Annotated in this window: 14 protein-coding genes; 2 read left to right on the forward strand and 12 right to left on the reverse strand. The window is 67.7% G+C overall.

Translation table 11 applies throughout. From position 1 onward, the window contains the following. Positions 1-54 precede the first annotated feature (54 nt). Positions 55-693: a PadR family transcriptional regulator gene (locus ACFWUR_RS13605; RefSeq protein WP_378906479.1), complete on the forward strand. Its 639-nt coding sequence runs from the start codon at positions 55-57 to the stop codon at positions 691-693. On the opposite strand, the gene ACFWUR_RS13610 is transcribed toward ACFWUR_RS13605, so the two are convergent. Further along, the gene (locus ACFWUR_RS13610) at positions 690-1,691 is read right to left on the reverse strand and encodes a saccharopine dehydrogenase (RefSeq protein ID WP_378906481.1); all 1,002 of its coding nucleotides are present in this window, start codon (positions 1,689-1,691) and stop codon (positions 690-692) included. The genes ACFWUR_RS13605 and ACFWUR_RS13610 overlap by 4 nt on opposite strands. A gap of 63 nt (positions 1,692-1,754) precedes the next feature. On the opposite strand from ACFWUR_RS13610, the gene ACFWUR_RS13615 reads away from it, so the two are divergent. Continuing rightward, positions 1,755-2,360, forward strand: coding sequence for a TetR/AcrR family transcriptional regulator (locus ACFWUR_RS13615; protein WP_378906483.1), 606 nt, complete (start codon positions 1,755-1,757; stop codon positions 2,358-2,360). A 292-nt stretch (positions 2,361-2,652) separates the two neighbouring features. Here ACFWUR_RS13615 and ACFWUR_RS13620 read toward each other — a convergent pair whose 3' ends face one another. The 11 genes from ACFWUR_RS13620 to nuoE form a co-directional block, all read right to left on the reverse strand. Next, positions 2,653-3,507 carry an SMP-30/gluconolactonase/LRE family protein gene (locus tag ACFWUR_RS13620; protein WP_378906485.1) on the reverse strand — a complete coding sequence of 285 codons (855 nt, stop codon included), beginning with the start codon at positions 3,505-3,507 and terminating at the stop codon, positions 2,653-2,655. Between the two features lie 67 nt (positions 3,508-3,574). Then, complete coding sequence (locus ACFWUR_RS13625) at positions 3,575-4,201, reverse strand: class I SAM-dependent methyltransferase (protein WP_378906487.1); 627 nt, start codon at positions 4,199-4,201, stop codon at positions 3,575-3,577. Continuing rightward, positions 4,201-5,823, reverse strand: a complete 1,623-nt coding sequence (nuoN, locus tag ACFWUR_RS13630) for an NADH-quinone oxidoreductase subunit NuoN (protein ID WP_378906489.1) — start codon at positions 5,821-5,823, stop codon at positions 4,201-4,203. Before nuoN ends, ACFWUR_RS13625 begins: the two co-directional genes overlap by 1 nt. Continuing rightward, the gene (locus ACFWUR_RS13635) at positions 5,820-7,442 is read right to left on the reverse strand and encodes an NADH-quinone oxidoreductase subunit M (RefSeq protein ID WP_378906491.1); all 1,623 of its coding nucleotides are present in this window, start codon (positions 7,440-7,442) and stop codon (positions 5,820-5,822) included. The genes nuoN and ACFWUR_RS13635 overlap by 4 nt, the downstream gene beginning before the upstream one ends. Further along, on the reverse strand, positions 7,439-9,325 hold the full coding sequence (gene nuoL / locus ACFWUR_RS13640; RefSeq protein ID WP_378906493.1) for an NADH-quinone oxidoreductase subunit L: 1,887 nt from the start codon (positions 9,323-9,325) through the stop codon (positions 7,439-7,441). Before nuoL ends, ACFWUR_RS13635 begins: the two co-directional genes overlap by 4 nt. Before the next feature lies 1 nt (position 9,326). Continuing rightward, a complete protein-coding gene (gene nuoK, locus ACFWUR_RS13645; RefSeq protein WP_056819797.1) occupies positions 9,327-9,626 on the reverse strand; it encodes an NADH-quinone oxidoreductase subunit NuoK in 300 nt (99 codons plus the stop codon). Further along, positions 9,623-10,459: an NADH-quinone oxidoreductase subunit J gene (locus ACFWUR_RS13650; protein WP_378906495.1), complete on the reverse strand. Its 837-nt coding sequence runs from the start codon at positions 10,457-10,459 to the stop codon at positions 9,623-9,625. The genes nuoK and ACFWUR_RS13650 overlap by 4 nt, the downstream gene beginning before the upstream one ends. Next, positions 10,456-12,246 (reverse strand): NADH-quinone oxidoreductase subunit NuoH, encoded by a 1,791-nt coding sequence (gene nuoH, locus ACFWUR_RS13655; protein WP_378906497.1) that lies wholly within the window; start codon positions 12,244-12,246, stop codon positions 10,456-10,458. The genes ACFWUR_RS13650 and nuoH overlap by 4 nt, the downstream gene beginning before the upstream one ends. Then, a complete protein-coding gene (locus tag ACFWUR_RS13660; RefSeq protein ID WP_378906499.1) occupies positions 12,239-14,752 on the reverse strand; it encodes an NADH-quinone oxidoreductase subunit G in 2,514 nt (837 codons plus the stop codon). The genes nuoH and ACFWUR_RS13660 overlap by 8 nt, the downstream gene beginning before the upstream one ends. Then, positions 14,749-16,071: an NADH-quinone oxidoreductase subunit NuoF gene (nuoF, locus tag ACFWUR_RS13665; protein ID WP_378906501.1), complete on the reverse strand. Its 1,323-nt coding sequence runs from the start codon at positions 16,069-16,071 to the stop codon at positions 14,749-14,751. Before nuoF ends, ACFWUR_RS13660 begins: the two co-directional genes overlap by 4 nt. Further along, the gene (nuoE, locus tag ACFWUR_RS13670; RefSeq protein ID WP_378906503.1) at positions 16,068-16,784 is read right to left on the reverse strand and encodes an NADH-quinone oxidoreductase subunit NuoE; all 717 of its coding nucleotides are present in this window, start codon (positions 16,782-16,784) and stop codon (positions 16,068-16,070) included. Before nuoE ends, nuoF begins: the two co-directional genes overlap by 4 nt. Positions 16,785-16,832: the final 48 nt, after the last annotated feature.

Consider the following 16,832-nt stretch of genomic DNA (forward strand, 5'->3'; position numbering starts at 1 on the left):
TGGCTAAGCTGGCTTCGACATGCTCTAGTCAAGGTTGCCTAGAAGGAGGCGTACATGTCGGCCATCCGACTGCTGGTTCTGGGCGCGGTCCGCCAACACGGCCGAGCGCACGGTTACCAGGTGCGCAACGACCTGGAGTTCTGGGGCGCCCACGAGTGGTCCAACGCCAAGCCCGGGTCGATCTACCACGCGCTCAAGCAGCTGGCGAAGCAAGACCTCCTCCTCGCCCACGAGGTCGCGCCGAGCACGGTCGGCGGTCCGCCCCGGGTCGAATACGAGATCACCGACCGGGGCACCGAGGAATACCTCACGCTGCTGCGCCAGGCCCTGACCTCCTACGACCAGAAGATGGACATGCTCTCGGCCGCTCTCGGATTCATGGTCGATCTGCCCCGCGACGAAGCCGTCGCGCTGCTCCGCGAGCGGATCACCCGCCTGGAGCAGTGGCGAGGCTCGGTCACCGAGTACTACACCCCGCAGGACGGCCCGGAACAGCTCGGCCACATCGGCGAGATCATGAACATGTGGCTGCACTCGGCCGACAGCGAGGCGGACTGGACCCACAACCTGATCGCGCGGATCGAAAGCGGCGCCTATGTATTCGCGGGGGAGGGCGATCCCTTCGTCGGGGTGCTCGCCGACGGTGAACCGAACCCGTTCGCGACCGGTTCCCATCCCGAGGACCTCCGTTAGGTGGTGGTCCACCAGCCGAGCTTCGCGCCCCCTTCACGCATCCGCTCCATCGCGTAGGCCGGGTCGATCAGTGACTCCGGGGTGTGGATCCCAGGCGTCGGGCGGGTGCCGTTGAGGCCGAGGAGGCGTTCCGCGCCGAGGGCGATGCCGAGGGCGGTGAGTGGTCGTTGCCCGGAGGGATGGGTGAGGTGGTGTGTTCGATGGAGTGGGTCACCTGCCTCGTCGACACCGTCGAGTTCGATGCGGATGTCGACCGAGGCGGGCTCGCCGTCGGGTCGGCTCGGGGTTGCACCGACGGCGAAGTCCACGCGGACATTCGGTGCTCCGGTCGCAAGGGCCAGGCTCGGCACATCGAGAACGGGAATGCTCTGACCGGGTAGCGCGGTCCCGTCGGCAGTGTGCACGGAGGCTTGGGCGTCGGCCTCGGCAAGCCAGGTGAAGATGCCGTCGCGACGCACCAGGCCGGCCGACGTGACGGAAAGCCACCGCTGCAGATCGGCGATCCCCGCCGGTCCGCCGATGTCTGTGTCATCGAGTGCGACGCCGACCCGCACTGTGTCGAGGCTCGCGAACTCGCGCGCGAGAGCCAGCGTGGCGAGAACGACGGTACCCGCCATCAGGTGGCTGGCGACCAGGACCGGAGCCGCGCTCGCCTTGTGCGCGCCGGCGACGATTTCCGGGCCGATGTCGAGCAGCCCGCTGGAGATGCTGAGGTAGGGCAGCCCGCGATCCTGTGCGTAGTGCAGGCCGTTGAGCCGGTTGTCCCACAGCGTCGCGATCACCGCGGCGTGGGCGGTCTCGGTGAGGCCGAGATCGCGACGAGACAGGTCGATCGTCACCGCGGTGGCGGTGCCGAGATCGCCGGCGACCCGCTGCGCACGGTCGAGGTCGCGGCCCGCGATGGTCAACGGCAAGGTCGGGTACCAGCGGCGCAGCAGGGCGGCGGTGTCCGACCCCGCCTGCCCCGACCCGCCCAGGATCAATACCGATCGCTCCATGGTGAACTCCGTTCCCAATCAAACTACAGTTTGTAACTTACTCTTTGTAGCTAAACTGTGGGCATGGCGCAAGAGCGAACGACCACACGATCGGGCAGGCTGGCCAAGCCGGCCAGGCGCGAGCAGTTGCTCGACACCGCCTTGACGGTGGTGCGCGAGCACGGCACCGACGGTCTGACGCTGGCCACCCTCGCCGAGGCCGCAGGGGTGAGCCGGCCGATCGTGTACAACCATTTCGGCACCCGCCCCGAACTGTTGCTGGCGCTGTACCGACAACTCGACGAACGCCATCGCCTCGCCTCGGAGCAGGCAGTACGCGACGCCACCCCCACCGTTGACGAAATTGCCCGCGTCATGAGCTCCGCCTACTTCGCGTGCGCCACCGCAATGCCCGAGTTCGACGCGATTTCCGCCGCACTGAAAGGGAATCCGGAGGTCCAGGCGATCCAGCACGACATGCTCGACAGCTACCGAGACTGGATGGCGACGACCCTGCTGCCGTTCTCGTCACTCACGGCCGCGGCGCTTCGGCTGCGCTGTGTCGGCGTGCTGGGCGCGGCCGAAACGCTGGCCGCGGAACTGAATCTGGGCGCCACCTCCGCCGAGAACGCGATCTCGGCGCTGACCGACCTGATCGTCGGCAGCATCGGCGCGGGAAAGCGGCACTGACCAGACTTTCGACGCGCCGACGACGTGGCGCTGATGCGGCCGGCGACCATCAGGGCGAGCGGACTTCGCGATCGGCTCGAACAAGGGGGGACTGCTAGGTTTCGTCAAATGTATAGGCAGACAAGGCTCATCGCTGGACTCGGTCTGGTGGTGGCGGTGGGGGTCTTCTGCGGTTGTGCCGGTCACTAATCGCCTACTGCTCGAACGGACATCAGGAGCTCAACCGCTCTCGAGGTCAAGGCTCGGGGGAGGTGAGCTCGACGGCATCGTGTCGGACGGAAGCGACGCTGGGTCAGTGCCGGCTGGGCACCTCGGTCACGTAGATCCGCGCGCTGCGACGAGACATCACAGCTTCGAGCTGGTCGATCCCCTCGAACTCGTTGCACAAGAGGAACAGGTGTCGACCCTGCGGCCCGCCGAGCGCGCAGGAGAAACACGGGAGGTCGGTTTCGACGCGGTGGGTGATCTCGCCACCCTCGAGTACCCGAACCACTGCCCCCGTAGGTGCGCTCTCATCGTGGGGATCGGATACATCGGCGGTCTGACACCAGATCCCTCCGTCGGCATCGATACAGATTCCGTCCGGCCCCAGACCTTCGGCCCAAGTGCGTCGGCGCGACAACGAGCCGTCGTCTCCGATATCGAACGCGGAGAGCCGACCGGCGAAGGATTCCGCGATCACCAGCGTCGAGCCGTCGGGGGTGATCACCATTCCGTTGGGGAAATCGATGTCCCCAGCGACGTCGCGGGTGGATCCGTCGGGGTGAACCAGCCGGATCCAGCCAGGTTCGGGTGCGCCACCGCCCAGGAAATCGAAGTCGGCACCGTTGACATAGACATGACCGGCCCGATCGACGACGAGCTCGTTGCCGCCCTGAGCGCTGTGCCGCACGGTCGACCCGTCCGGTTCCACTCGGGTCAGTACCTCCCCCGAAACCAGCAGCCGACCATCGGGCAGCCAGTCGATCGACCACCCCATGGTGGCGCGGCCGGGCGCTACCACCTCGGCCTGTCCGTCGAGGTCGACTGCGACCACATCGCCGCCGCCCCAGTGGGCGAACCACAGTCGGCCGTCGTGCCAGCGCCCGGATTCGACCATGATCAGGTCGTCCAGTAGAAGGTGCGGAGGTGGAAGCGCTTCAGCCACAGGGGCAACGGTACCGATCAGCGCTGTCGTGGTCGGACTTCGACACGGCCGCGGCGGGCGTTGTCACCTAGCGGCGTTCGATCGTGGCGAGCCAGGCGGGGGTCGTGTCGGCGAATCGCGTGCGAAGGAGCTCGGGGGTGATGGCGCGGAGGTGCCAGGCGGGGTGGTCGGCGAAAGGTGCGGTGAGGGCTTGCTCGGTGACCGGGTGCGGTCCGGAGTCGCTGAAGCACAGCACGTGCAATGTGCCACCGGAGTCGGTGACCGAGGCCAGGCTTGCCACGTACTCGATACGTTCGGCCTCGTCGAAGGTGTGGAACAAGCCGCAGTCCAGGACGGTTTCGAAGCAGCGGTACAGGCGCTGCAGGTGCAGCGCGTCGGCCATCGCGAAGCCGACGTCGATTCCACGGTCGTCGGCTGACTGCCGGGCTGTGGCCAAGGCTGTTTCGGCCACGTCGACGCCCAGCACCGGTAATCCGCGGGCGGCGATGAACAGCGCGTTGTCGCCGGTGCCGCAACCGACGTCGAGTACCGGTCCGCAGAACCCCCCTGCTTCGGCCAGCCGCACGACGGCAGGCTGCGGGGCACCGATGTCCCAGGGCGCGGGGCCGTCGAGGTAGGACGCGTTCCACGGTCGGCCGGCTCGGCGTTCGTGGCTCGTCGGTGGGCGTGAGTCGGGCTGGGGAGTCGGCGGCATCAGCGGGTGAATACCGCGCAGCGGTCGGCGAGGTCGAGGATCGGTTGGGGAAAGAGGCCGAGCAGGATGGTCGCGCCCGCGCTGAAGGCCACGACCAGGGTGGTCGCGAAGGGGGCGGTCACGGTGGGAGCGTCGGACGGCGGGTCGGTGAAGAACATCAGGACGATGACACGCACGTAGAAGAAGGCGGCGATGGCGCTGCAGAGGACACCGATGATGACCAACGCGGCGTAGCCCGACCCGGAGGCGGCCGCGAAGACGGCGAACTTGCTGACGAACCCGCTGGTGAGTGGCAAACCGGCGAACGACAGCAGCAACAGGGCGAACGCTGAAGCAAGCCACGGGGATCGACGGCCCAGCCCCGCCCATTGGGACAGGGAGGTCGCTTCGTCGCCGGAGGAGTCGCGGACCAGACTGACCACCGCGAACGCGCCGACGGTACCGAGCCCGTAGGCCAGCAGGTAGAACAGCACGGCCGCGACCCCGGCGGTGTCGGCGGCGACCATGCCGACCAGCAGGAAACCCGCGTGGGCGATCGAAGAGTAGGCGAGCATCCGCTTCACATCGGTCTGGGTGATCGCCATGATCGCGCCCACGACCATCGTCGCCACCGCGACCGCGGCGATGACCGGTCGCCAATCCGCGCTCAGCGCGTTCACTCCCACCATCAGCACGCGCATGGTGGCACCGACGGCGGCGATCTTGGTAGCGGCGGCCATGAAGGCGGTGATCGGCGTCGGGGCGCCCTGGTACACGTCGGGCACCCAGGCTTGGAACGGCACGGCACCGATCTTGAACAGCAGGCCCACGGCGAGCATGGCGATACCGAGCAGCGCCAGAGTCGCGTTCTCTGGTTGCTTGTCCAGCGCCGCACCGATTCCCGGCAACGACACGGTGCCGGTCTGCCCGTACAACAGGGCGACACCGTAGAGGAAGAACGCCGAGGAGAACGCGCCGAGCAGGAAGTACTTCATCGCCGCCTCTTGCGAGAGCAACCGTCTGCGCCGGGCAAGCCCGCAGAGCAGATACAGCGGCAGCGACAGCACTTCGAGCGCGACGAACATCGTGAGCAGGTCGTTCGACGCCGGGAACAGCAGCAGGCCGCCGACCGCGATCATCGTCAGCGGGAACACCTCGGTGGTCGCGACGCCGGAGCGCACCGCCGCGAGCTCGTGCGCGCTACCCGGCACCGCGGATGCCTGTGGGGTGAACGCGTCGACCCCGCGATCCAGCGCGGCCGCGGCTCGGCTCCATGTCCCCGGCCCGCTGCGCGCCCTGGGCACGGCGCCACGCTCGGCGATCAGCAGCAATCCGAGCAGCGCCACCAACAGGATCGTGCCCTGGAGGAACAGCGTCACCCCGTCGACGGCCACCGCGCCCACCACCGCGGTGCCCTCGGACCCGGCGAGCAGCACCACCGCAACCAAGGCGCCGATCACGCCGGCGACCCCGAGTACCAACTGCGTCAGATATCGGTAGGGCCGTGGCACGAACGCTTCGACGAGCACACCCACCACACCGACCCCGAAGACGATCAGCATCGGGGCGAGCAGGTGGTATTCGATGCTCGGTGCGGGCGCGATGGCCGCGAGCTCGGTGATGGTCACGGAGTCCGTCCTCATTTGTGGCCGCCTGCGGGCGGGGTGGCCGCACCTGCTTCGGGAGCGGGGACCGTCGGAGCGGGGTCGTGCTTACCGATCGTCGACAGGGTGTGCCCCACCGCGGGATCCACCAGATCCAGGATCGGTTTCGGATAGAACCCGAGCACCAGCAACGCGACCAGCAGCGGCACCACCACAGCGAGCTCGCGCGGCACCAGATCACGCAGGTGTTCGTTGCCTTTCTTCAGCGGGCCGGTCATCAACCGCTGATACAGCCACAGCACGTAGAGCGCGGCCAGCACCAGCGCACCGGTCGCGACCACCGCCGCTACCTGATACTTCGGGAAGGTGCCGACCAGGACCAGGAATTCGCTGATGAAAGGCGCCAGGCCGGGCAGTGACAGGGTGGCCAGGCCGGCGATGAAGAACGTGCCCGCCAGCACCGGCGCGACCTTCTGCACGCCGCCGTATTCGGCGATCAACCTGGTCCCGCGCCGGGAGACGAGGAACCCGGCGATGAGAAACAGTGCGGCCGTGGACAGCCCGTGGTTGACCATGTACAGGGTCGCCCCGGATTGGGCCTGGCTGGTCATGGCGAAGATGCCGAGGATGATGAACCCGAAGTGCGAGATCGAGGTGTAGGCGATCAGTCGCATGATGTCGGTCTGGCCGATCGCGAGCAGCGCACCGTAGAGGACACCGATCACGGCCAGGGTGATGACCAACGGCGCGAAGGTGTCCGAGGCCAACGGGAACAGCAGCAGGCAGTAGCGCAGCATACCGAAGGTGCCGACCTTGTCGACCACGGCCATCATGAGCACCGCGCTGGACGGGGTGGCCGAGACCGCCGCGTCGGGTAGCCACGTATGCAGCGGCCACAGTGGTGCTTTCACGGCGAAGGCGAACATGAAGCCCAGGAAGAGGGCGTTGAGAACCGCGGTGCTGCCCCCGAGTTCACCGTTGTTCGCCGCGGCGACCACGACGCGCAGATCGAAGGTGCCCGCGGAGCCCTCGCCCAGGCCCGCTTCGGCGGTGAGCACGTACAGCCCGATCACCGCGGCGAGCATGACCAGTCCGCCGAACAGGTTGTAGAGCAGGAACTTCACCGCCGCGCGTGAACGTTGGGCGCGGATCGCGGCGTCGGTGGTACGGGTGCCGAAACCGCCGATGAGGAAGTACATCGGGATCAGCATCGCTTCGAAGAACACGTAGAACAGCAGGATGTCGAGGGAGAGGAAGGAGATCAGCACCATCGCCTCGACCAACAGCATCAACGCCATATAGATATGGGTGGTCTTGCGGCCGTCGCCGGTGCCGGTGTCGTCGTTCCAGCCCGCCAAAATCAGCAGCGGCACCAGCACCGCTGTCAGCAGCACGAGCGCGGTGGCGATGCCGTCGAGGCCAAGGGTGTAACCGACACCGAATGCCGGGATCCATTCCTGGGATTCGACGAACTGGTACTGCGCACCGCCGGGCTGGAAACGCACCGCCAACACAACGGCCAGCGCGAACACACCCAGCGATACCGCGAACGCCACACCACGCGCCACAGTGCGGCGCGCGGCGGGCACGACGAGCACCACGCCCGCCCCGATCGCGGGGGCGAGCCACAGTGTCGTCAGCCAGGGAAACGAGTTCACCAGAACCTCACCGCCAGCAGGGCAGCGGCCACCAGGGCCGCGCCGGTGAACATGGACAGGGCGTAGGAGCGCACGAAACCGGTCTGCACCTTGCGGATTCGCGCCGAGAGCCCGCCGATGGAGGCGGCCGTCCCGTTGACGATCCCGTCGACACCCTTCGCGTCGAGGAACACCAGGGCCCTCGTGACGTGTCGGCCGGGGCGCTCGAACACGGCTTCGTTGATCTTGTCGCCGTAGAGGTCCGCCCGTGCGGCCCCGGTCAGCACGCTGACCGACTCCGGCGCGACCTCGGGGACCGGGTTCTCGGCGTACTTGCGGTAGGCGATGGCCACACCGATCGCGACCGCCGTCAACGCCAGGCCCGTGACCACCACCGGGGGAATCACGGGTTCGCCGTGATGGGAACCGACGACCGGTTCGAGCCAGTGCACCAGCGACGAACCCCACACGAACAGTCCGCCCGCGAACACCGATCCGAAGGCGAGCAGGATCATCGGCCCGGTCATCACCGCGGGTGACTCGTGCGGATGGGTGTCGGGCTTCCACCGGCGCTCGCCGAAGAACGTCATCAGCATGACCCTGGTCATGTAGAACGCGGTGAGCGCGGCGCCGAGCAGGGTGACCACACCGAGCAGGATCCCGGTGGAACCGCCGTGGTCGAAGGCTGCCTCGATGATCTTGTCCTTGGAGAAGAACCCGGAAAACGGTGGCACTCCGATGATGGCGAGATAGCCGAGGCCGAAGGTGACGAACGTGATCGGCATCAGCGTGCGCAGACCGCCGTAGCTGCGCATGTCGGTTTCGTCGTTCATCGCGTGCATCACCGAACCGGCACCGAGGAACAGTCCCGCTTTGAAGAAGCCGTGGGTGAGCAGGTGCATGATCGCGAACGCGTACCCGGCCGGACCCAGGCCCACGGCCAGGATCATGTACCCGATCTGGCTCATCGTCGAGGCGGCGAGGGCCTTCTTGATGTCGTCTTTGGCGCACCCGATGATGGCGCCGAACAGCAGCGTTATCGCACCGACGGCGAGCACCGCGGTCCGTGCGTTCGGGGCCAGATCGTAGATCGGGTTGGAGCGCGCGATCAGGTACACACCGGCGGTGACCATGGTCGCGGCGTGGATGAGTGCCGAGACCGGGGTGGGGCCTTCCATCGCGTCCCCGAGCCACGACTGCAGCGGCACCTGCGCGGACTTACCGCACGCGGCCAGCAACAGCAGCAGTCCGATCGCGGTGAGTGTGCCTTCGCTCGCTCCCGGCGACGCCGCGAACACGGTGCGGAAGTCGAAGGAGCCGAACGACGCGAACATGACCATCATGGCGATGGCCAGGCCCATGTCGCCTACCCGGTTCACCACGAAGGCCTTCTTGGCTGCCGTTGCGGCCGAGGGCTTTTCGTACCAGAAGCCGATCAGCAGATAGGACGCGAGGCCCACGCCTTCCCAGCCCAGGTACAGCACAAGGAAGTTGTCGGCCAGGACCAGCACGAGCATGGCGGCCAGGAACAGGTTGAGATAGCCGAAGAACCGACGCTTGCCCGGATCGTGGCTCATGTAGCCCAGCGAGTACAGGTGGATCAGCGATCCGACGCCGGTGATGAGCAGGGCGAAGCAGATCGAGAGCTGGTCCAGTTGCAGGCTGAACCCGACTTGCAGATCGCCGACCGGTACCCAGTCGAACAGTTCTCGGTGCACGGCTCGGTCGGCGTCGGGTCGGCCGAGCATCCCGAAGAACGCGACGACCGCGACGACGAACGAGGACAGCGCGGCTGTCGTGGCCAGATACGGTCCCCACCGGTCGGTCAGGCGGCCGAACAGCAGCAGGACGATCGCGCCTGCGAGCGGGAGGGCGGGCAGCAGCCACAGCGTTGCGGTACCCATGTCAGAACTTCAGCAGGTTGGCGTCGTCGACCGAGGTCGACCGGCGGGCACGGAAGATCGTCATGATGATGGCCAGGCCGACGACGACCTCGGCGGCGGCGACCACCATGGTGAAGAACGCGATCACCTGACCGTCGAGGTTGTCGTGCAACCGGGCGAAGGTGACGAACGCCAGATTCACCGCGTTGAGCATCAGCTCCACGCACATGAACACCACGATCGCGTTGCGGCGCAACAACACTCCCGCCGCGCCGATGGTGAACAGCAGCGCAGACAGGAACAGGTAGTTCTGGGGGTTCACCGCTTGCCTTCCTCGTCGGCTGTCGGGTTGTCGTCGGTGATCTCGTTCTCACGCAGCGTGCCGACCGAGGCCACGGCGGCTTCGGTGTGGGCGCGGGTGCGGCGGTGACGCAAGATCGTGCTCACCGAGAGTTCCGCGAAGGAGCCGTCGGGGAGCTGTGCGGGGCTGTCCACGGCGTTGTGTCGGGCGTAGACGCCCGGCGTCGGCTGGGGGGTGGCCCGTTCTCCGGCGGTGCGGAAGCGGTCGCGCGACATTTCCCGCTGCCCGCGCTTGGGGGTGAACTGCTCGCGGTGGGCCAGCACCATCGCGCCGATGGTGGCGGTGATCAGCAGTGCGCCGGTGAGTTCGAAGGCCCAGACATAGCGCAGGAAGATCAACTCGGCGAGTTCGGCGATCACGTCACGGTCTCCGAAACCGCGCCCGGGAAAGCTCGTTGCGCTGTCGCGCAGAGCCGCGCCGATGCCGCCGATGAACAGCAGCCCGAACCCGACTCCGACGATCGCGGCGGCGATGCGCTGCCCGCGCAATGTCTCGCGCAGCGATTCCGAGGAATCGACACCGACGAGCATCAGCACGAACAGGAACAGCATCATCACCGCACCCGTGTAGACGACGATCTGCACGACGCCCAAGAACAGCGCGCCCTGCGCGATGTAGAACACGGCGAGCGAGATCATGGTGGCGGCCAGGCACATTGCCGAGTGCACGGCCTTGGCGGCGGTCACCATACCCAGCGCGCCGAGCACGGTGAACGGGGCGAGCACCCAGAACAGGACAGCCTCACCGGTGGAGGTGTCGGCGATCTCGGCGGCGAGCATGTGTGCGGTGCTCATCGCAGTACCTCCTGCTCCGACGGGGCGGGACCGACCCTGCCCAGGTAGTAGTCGGCGGCGTCGGTGCCCGGCGCCATCGGGTGCGGCGCGGGAGCCATGCCCGGCTGCATGGGCGCGAGCAGTTGGTCCTTCTCGTAGATGAGGTCGGCGCGGTTGTCGTCGGTGAGTTCGTACTCGTTGGTCATCGTCAGCGCGCGCGTCGGGCAGGCCTCGATGCACAGACCGCAGCCGATGCAGCGCAGGTAGTTGATCTGGTAGACGCGTCCGTACCGTTCGCCGGGGGAGAAACGCTCGTCCTCGGTGTTGTCGGCTCCTTCGACGAAGATCGCGTCGGCCGGGCACGCCCACGCGCACAGTTCACAGCCGATGCACTTCTCGAGCCCGTCCTCGTAGCGATTGAGCTGGTGGCGACCGTGATAGCGCGGCGCGGTCGGCACCTTCTCCTCGGGATAGGACTCGGTGTTGGGCTTTTTGAACATGGTGGCCGCGGTGACCGCGAAGCCGGCGAGCGGTTCGAACAAGCCGATCTGGGGTTGGTCGTTCGCGGGCCGTGGTGGCATCGGCGGGACCGGGAAACCGAGGAACACCGAGGAAGTCGAAGGCTCCTGTGGCGGCAACGGTGGTAGCCCTCTGCTGCGGCCCGCGCGCAGGAACATCGCGATCATCGCCGCGGTGATCACCACACCCACGCCGACCAGGATCAGGTTCTGTCCGGGCAGGCCTTCCAGGTCGAGTACCCGTGCGACGGCCACGATCATCACCCACACCAGCGAGGTGGGGATGAGCAGTTTCCAGCCGAGGTTCATGAACTGGTCGTATCGCAGTCGCGGCAGGGTGCCGCGCAGCCAGACGAACACGAACAGGAAAGTCCACACCTTGAGGGTGAACCACAGCAGCGGCCACCATCCGGAGTTGGCGCCCTCCCACAGGCTGATCGGGAACGGTGCGCGCCAGCCGCCCAGGAACAGCGTCGTCGCGAGCGCCGACACCGTCGCCATGTTCACGTATTCGGCGAGCATGAACATCGCGAACTTCAGCGACGAGTACTCGGTGTGGAAACCGCCGACCAGTTCGCCTTCGGCTTCGGGCAGGTCGAAGGGCGCCCGGTTGGTTTCGCCGACCATCGCCACGCAGTAGATGAGGAACGAGGGCAGCAGCAGGAAGACATACCAGGTGCCCTCCTGCGCGCCCACGATCTCGGAGGTTGCCATCGTTCCCGACAGCAGGAACACCGTGGCGAAGGTCAGTGCCATGGCGATCTCGTAGGAGATCACCTGCGCGGTCGAGCGCAGGCCGCCGAGCAGCGGATACGTCGAACCCGACGACCAACCGGCGAGCACGATGCCGTACACGCCGATGGAGGTGATGGCCAGGATGTAGAGCACGGCGACGGGCATGTCGGTGAGCTGCAACGCGGTACGCGTGCCGAAGATCGACACCTCGGGGCCCATCGGGATCACCGCGAACGCCATGAACGCCGGGATCACCGAGATGATCGGGGCGAGCACGAAGATCGGCTTGTCCACGATCGCCGGGATGATGTCTTCCTTGAGCGCCATCTTCACGCCGTCGGCGATCGACTGGAGCATGCCGCCGGGGCCGATGCGGTTGGGGCCGACCCGCATCTGCATCCACGCGACGACCTTGCGCTCGGCGTACACCGCGATCAACGGCACCAGCATCAGGTAGACGAACACGCCGAGCGCCTTGACCACGACCAGCCACAGCGGGTCGGTGCCGAAAACAGGTCCGGCATCGGCCGCGAGGAGTAGCACTCGATCACTCATGACGGTGTTCCTTCATCCTGTCGTCGGCGCGACGCAGGCGCACCACGGCACCGGGTGTCACACCGAGTTCGGCGGCGACCGTCGAACCGGGCGAGTGCAGCGGCAGCCACACGACTCGGTCGGGCAGGTCCGTGATCATCAGCGGCACCGAGATCTGGCCGCGGTCGGTGGAGACGATGATGTGATCGGCGTCGGCGGCCTCGATCTCGGCGGCGGTCGCGGCCGAGAGCCGGGCGACCGGCGGGCGGGCGACGCCGGCGAGAGCGGGTTCACCGTCCTGCATCCGACCGACGTCGAGCAGCATCCGCCACCCGGCGAGCACCGCTGTGCCCGGTCCTGGGACGGGGCGAGTCTGGCTCGTCAGTTCCGGTGCGGGAATGGGTTCTCCGTTCCACGTGCCGAGCGCGTCGAGTTCGGTGCGGGCGGCGGCGGAGTCGGGCAGGTTGATCGGGACGCCCATCTGCGCGGACAGCGCGTGCAGCACTCGCAGATCCGACTGCGGCGCGGCGACGCGGCGGGTGGTGTCGAGCGAGGCCGCGGCGAAGGGACGTGGCCTGCCTTCCCAGGTGCGGAACGTGCCGGATTTCTCCATCGCGGTCGCCACCGGGAAGACGACGTCGGCCCGTTCGGTGACGGCGCTGTGCCGTATTTCCAGGCTCACGACGAAGCGCGCCGCGTCGATGGCCGCCAGCGCGGCGGCCGGGTCGGGCATGTCGACCGGGTCGACACCGCCGATCACCAGCGCACCCAGCTGGGCGGCGCTCGCCAGAATCGCCGTGGCGTCGCGGCCGAGGGTGACGGGGAGTTCTCCGGACTGCCATCGGTGTCGAACCTGTTGGCGTGCGGCGGGATCGACCACCGGCCTGCCGCCGGGCAACAGCCCCGGCAGCGCGCCCGCTTCCAGCGCGCCACGTTCGCCCGCACGGCGCGGCACCCAGGCCAGCGCGGCGCCCGTGGCGTCGGCCAAACGAGTCACCGCCGACAGAGCGCCGGGACTGCCCGCGAGCCGTTCGCCCGCCATGACGACCGCGCCGGGGGTGTTCAGCAGCGCCATGAGTTCGGTGGCATCCGGCGACGTTTCGGCCATGATCGAGGTGATGACATCGGCCTCCCCGCAGGGCGGAGTCCGGATCAGCGCGCCCGACATCCGTTCGAGGCCACGGGAGGCGAACGGCGCCAGCGACACCACCCGCTGCCCGCGCGTGCGTGCGGCCTTGCGCAGCCGCAGGTAGACGATCGGTGATTCTTCTTCCGGCTCGAACCCGACCAGCAGCACCACGGGGGCCCGGTCGAGTGCGGCGTAGTCGACCTCGACACCGCGCCCGGCGATCCGGGCGGCGAGGAACCGCTCTTCCTCCTCCGAGTGCACCCGGCTGCGGAAGTCGATGTCGTTGGTAGCGAGGACCATGCGCGCGAACTTGCTGTACGCGTAGGCCTCTTCCTCGGTGACCCGTCCGCCGACGAGCACTCCGGCGTTGCCGATCGCTGCGCTCAGGCCCGCCGCGGCGGCGGTGAGCGCTTCGGGCCAGGAGGCGGGAGCGAGGACGCCGTCCCAGCCGCGCACCATCGGGGTGGTGAGGCGGTCGCGTTCGGTGGCGTAGGCGAAAGCCCAACGGCCCTTGTCGCAGTTCCATTCCTCGTTGACCTGCGGGTCGTCACCGGCCAGGCGGCGCAGTACTTTCCCACGGCGGCTGTCTGTGCGCTGGGCGCATCCCGAGGCGCAGTGCTCGCAAACGCTGGGCGTGGACACCAGGTCGAAGGGGCGGGCCCGGAATCGATAGGAGGTACCGGTGAGCGCCCCGACGGGGCAGATCTGCACGGTGTTGCCGGAGAAGTAGGAGTCGAGGGGTTCGGCCTGGGCGGTGCCGACCTGTTGCAGCGCACCACGATCCATCAGTTCGATGAAGGGGTCGCCGGCGACCTGCTGGGAGAACCGGGTACACCGTGCGCACAGCACGCACCGTTCCCGATCCAGCAGCACCGCCGTGGACAGGGGGATCGGCTTCGGGTACGTCCGCTTCTCGCCGTCGAACCGGGACTCGGCGCTGCCGGTGGACATCGCCTGGTTCTGTAGCGGACACTCGCCGCCCTTGTCGCAGACCGGGCAATCCAGGGGATGGTTGATGAGCAGTAGTTCCATCACCCCGCGCTGCGCCTTCTCGGCGACCGGGGAGCTGATCTGGGTGCGCACGATCATGCCGTCGGTGACGGGGATCGTGCAGGAGGCGACCGGCTTGCGCTGGCCTTCGACTTCGACGAGGCACTGGCGACACGCGCCGACCGGGTCGAGGAGCGGGTGGTCACAGAAGCGGGGGATCTGCACTCCGATGAGTTCGGCGGCACGGATCAGCAGGGTGCCCGCGGGCACTTCGATGGTGGTGTCGTCGATGGTGACGCTCACCAGGTCGGTGGGCACCACACCGCTGTTGTTGACCGGCGCCGCGGCAGGCGCACCTGCCGCCCGAGCGTCGCCCTTCACCGAATCACTACGCGAAGTGGGTTTCATTTGTCCTCTTTCGCTGGTGCCCACACGGTCGAGGCGGCCGGATCGAACGGGCAGCCGCCGAGTCGCTGATGCGCGAGGTACTCGTCGCGGAAGTACTTCAGCGAGGAGAAGATCGGGCTGGCCGCGCCGTCGCCGAGCGCGCAGAACGATTTGCCGTTGATGTTGTCGGCGATGTCGGCGAGCTTGTCCAGGTCGGCTTCGGTGCCCTGACCCGCTTCGAGTCGGCGCAGCAATTGCACGAGCCAGTAGGTGCCCTCACGGCACGGTGTGCACTTGCCGCACGATTCGTGGGCGTAGAACTCGGTCCAGCGCAGCACCGCCCGCACGACGCAGGTGGTGTCGTCGAATATCTGTAATGCCTTGGTGCCCAACATGGATCCGGCGGCGGCGACGCCTTCGTAATCGAGCGCGACGTCGAGGTGTTCGTCGGTGAACATCGGCGTCGACGAGCCGCCGGGGGTCCAGAATTTCAAGGTGTGCCCGGCTCGGACGCCGCCCGCACAGTCGAGCAGCTCCCGCAAGGTGATACCGAGTGGAGCCTCGTACTGGCCGGGGCGGGCGACGTGCCCCGACAGGGAGTACAGGGTGAAGCCGGGTGACTTCTCGCTGCCCATCGAGCGGAACCACTCGGTGCCGTTGCGCAGAATCGAGGGCACGCTGGCAATGGATTCCACATTGTTCACCACGGTCGGGCAGGCGTACAGGCCGGCGACGGCGGGGAACGGCGGGCGCAGCCGGGGCTGGCCGCGCCTACCCTCCAGGGAATCGAGCAGGGCGGTTTCCTCGCCGCAGATGTAGGCGCCCGCGCCGGCGTGCACGATCAGGTCCAGGTCGAAGCCCGAGCCGAGGATGTCGCGGCCGAGTAGACCGGCCGCGTAGGCCTCGTCGACGGCGGCGTGGAGTCTGCGCAGCACCGGCACCACTTCGCCGCGGACGTAGATGAACGCGGTCGCGGCCCGGATCGCGTAGGCGGCGATCACCACTCCCTCGATGAGGGTGTGCGGGGTGGCCAGCATCAACGGGATGTCTTTGCAGGTACCGGGTTCGGATTCGTCGGCGTTGACGACGAGGTAGTGCGGTGCGATCGTGCCGTCCGGGCCGGGGCCTTGCGGGATGAACGACCATTTCATGCCGGTGGGGAACCCCGCGCCGCCGCGACCGCGCAGGCCCGCGTCCTTCACGGTTTGGATGACCTCGTCGGGCGTTGCGCGCAGGGCGGCGCGGAGTCCGTCGTAGCCGCCGGTCGCGCGATAACTGTCCAGGGTCCAGGAACGGGGGGTGGCCCAGTGCTCGCTGAGGACCGGGGTGAGCGTCGTCATCGCGATCCCCCTGCCGAATCACCTTCTGCTGCGGCGGTGTCGAGGCCTGCCAGGGTGGGTGCGCCCGGGGCGCCGTCGAGCGCACCGGGGCGTTCGTCGGGGAATCCGGCGAGGATGCGGGCGGTCTCGCGGAACGTGCACAGTGGTGCGCCGCGGCTGGGGCGCACCTGGTGGCCTGCGCGCAGGGCGTCGGCGATCGCCACGGCCGATTCGGGGGTCTGGTTGTCGAAGAATTCCCAGTTCACCATCATGACCGGCGCGTAGTCGCAGGCGGCGTTGCATTCGATGTGTTCGAGAGTGATGGTGCCGTCGGAGGTTGTTTCGCCGTGCGCGACGTCCAGATGTTGTTGCAGCGCTTCATAGATGGCGTCGCCGCCGAGGACCGCGCAGAGGGTGTTGGTGCACACGCCGACGTGGTAGTCACCGGTGGGGGTGCGCCGGTACATCGAGTAGAACGTGGCGACCGCGGTCACTTCGGCGCCGGTGAGGTTCAGGTGATCGGCGCAGAAATCGATGCCGGTGCCGGTGACGTAGCCTTCCTCGGCTTGCACCAGGTGCAGCAGGGGCAGCAGCGCGGAGCGGGGGTGCGGGTAGCGGGCGATGATCTGCTTCGCGTCCAGTTCGAGGCGCTCGCGCACATGGGGCGGATACGGTTCGGGCCGGGTGCTGAGGCTAAGGAGAATCGGTGTGCCGGTGGTGCGTTCGATTGTCATCGGTCCACTCCGCCCAGTGAGAGGTCAGGGCACGTAGGCAGTTCCACG

The organism is Nocardia sp. NPDC058633 (assembly GCF_042717045.1).
Lineage (GTDB): Bacteria > Actinomycetota > Actinomycetes > Mycobacteriales > Mycobacteriaceae > Nocardia.

Excerpts from the sequence above, each read along its gene's own strand:
- nuoL (WP_378906493.1), bottom strand. The coding sequence starts at position 9,325 with ATGGGTACCGCAACGCTGTGGCTGCTGCCCGCCCTCCCGCTCGCAGGC.
- ACFWUR_RS13660 (WP_378906499.1), bottom strand. The coding sequence starts at position 14,752 with ATGAAACCCACTTCGCGTAGTGATTCGGTGAAGGGCGACGCTCGGGCG.
- ACFWUR_RS13605 (WP_378906479.1), top strand. The coding sequence starts at position 55 with ATGTCGGCCATCCGACTGCTGGTTCTGGGCGCGGTCCGCCAACACGGC.
- nuoH (WP_378906497.1), bottom strand. The coding sequence starts at position 12,246 with ATGAGTGATCGAGTGCTACTCCTCGCGGCCGATGCCGGACCTGTTTTC.
- ACFWUR_RS13615 (WP_378906483.1), top strand. The coding sequence starts at position 1,755 with ATGGCGCAAGAGCGAACGACCACACGATCGGGCAGGCTGGCCAAGCCG.
- nuoF (WP_378906501.1), bottom strand. The coding sequence starts at position 16,071 with ATGACGACGCTCACCCCGGTCCTCAGCGAGCACTGGGCCACCCCCCGT.
- ACFWUR_RS13650 (WP_378906495.1), bottom strand. The coding sequence starts at position 10,459 with ATGAGCACCGCACACATGCTCGCCGCCGAGATCGCCGACACCTCCACC.
- nuoE (WP_378906503.1), bottom strand. The coding sequence starts at position 16,784 with ATGACAATCGAACGCACCACCGGCACACCGATTCTCCTTAGCCTCAGC.
- nuoN (WP_378906489.1), bottom strand. The coding sequence starts at position 5,823 with ATGAGGACGGACTCCGTGACCATCACCGAGCTCGCGGCCATCGCGCCC.
- ACFWUR_RS13625 (WP_378906487.1), bottom strand. The coding sequence starts at position 4,201 with ATGCCGCCGACTCCCCAGCCCGACTCACGCCCACCGACGAGCCACGAA.
- ACFWUR_RS13610 (WP_378906481.1), bottom strand. The coding sequence starts at position 1,691 with ATGGAGCGATCGGTATTGATCCTGGGCGGGTCGGGGCAGGCGGGGTCG.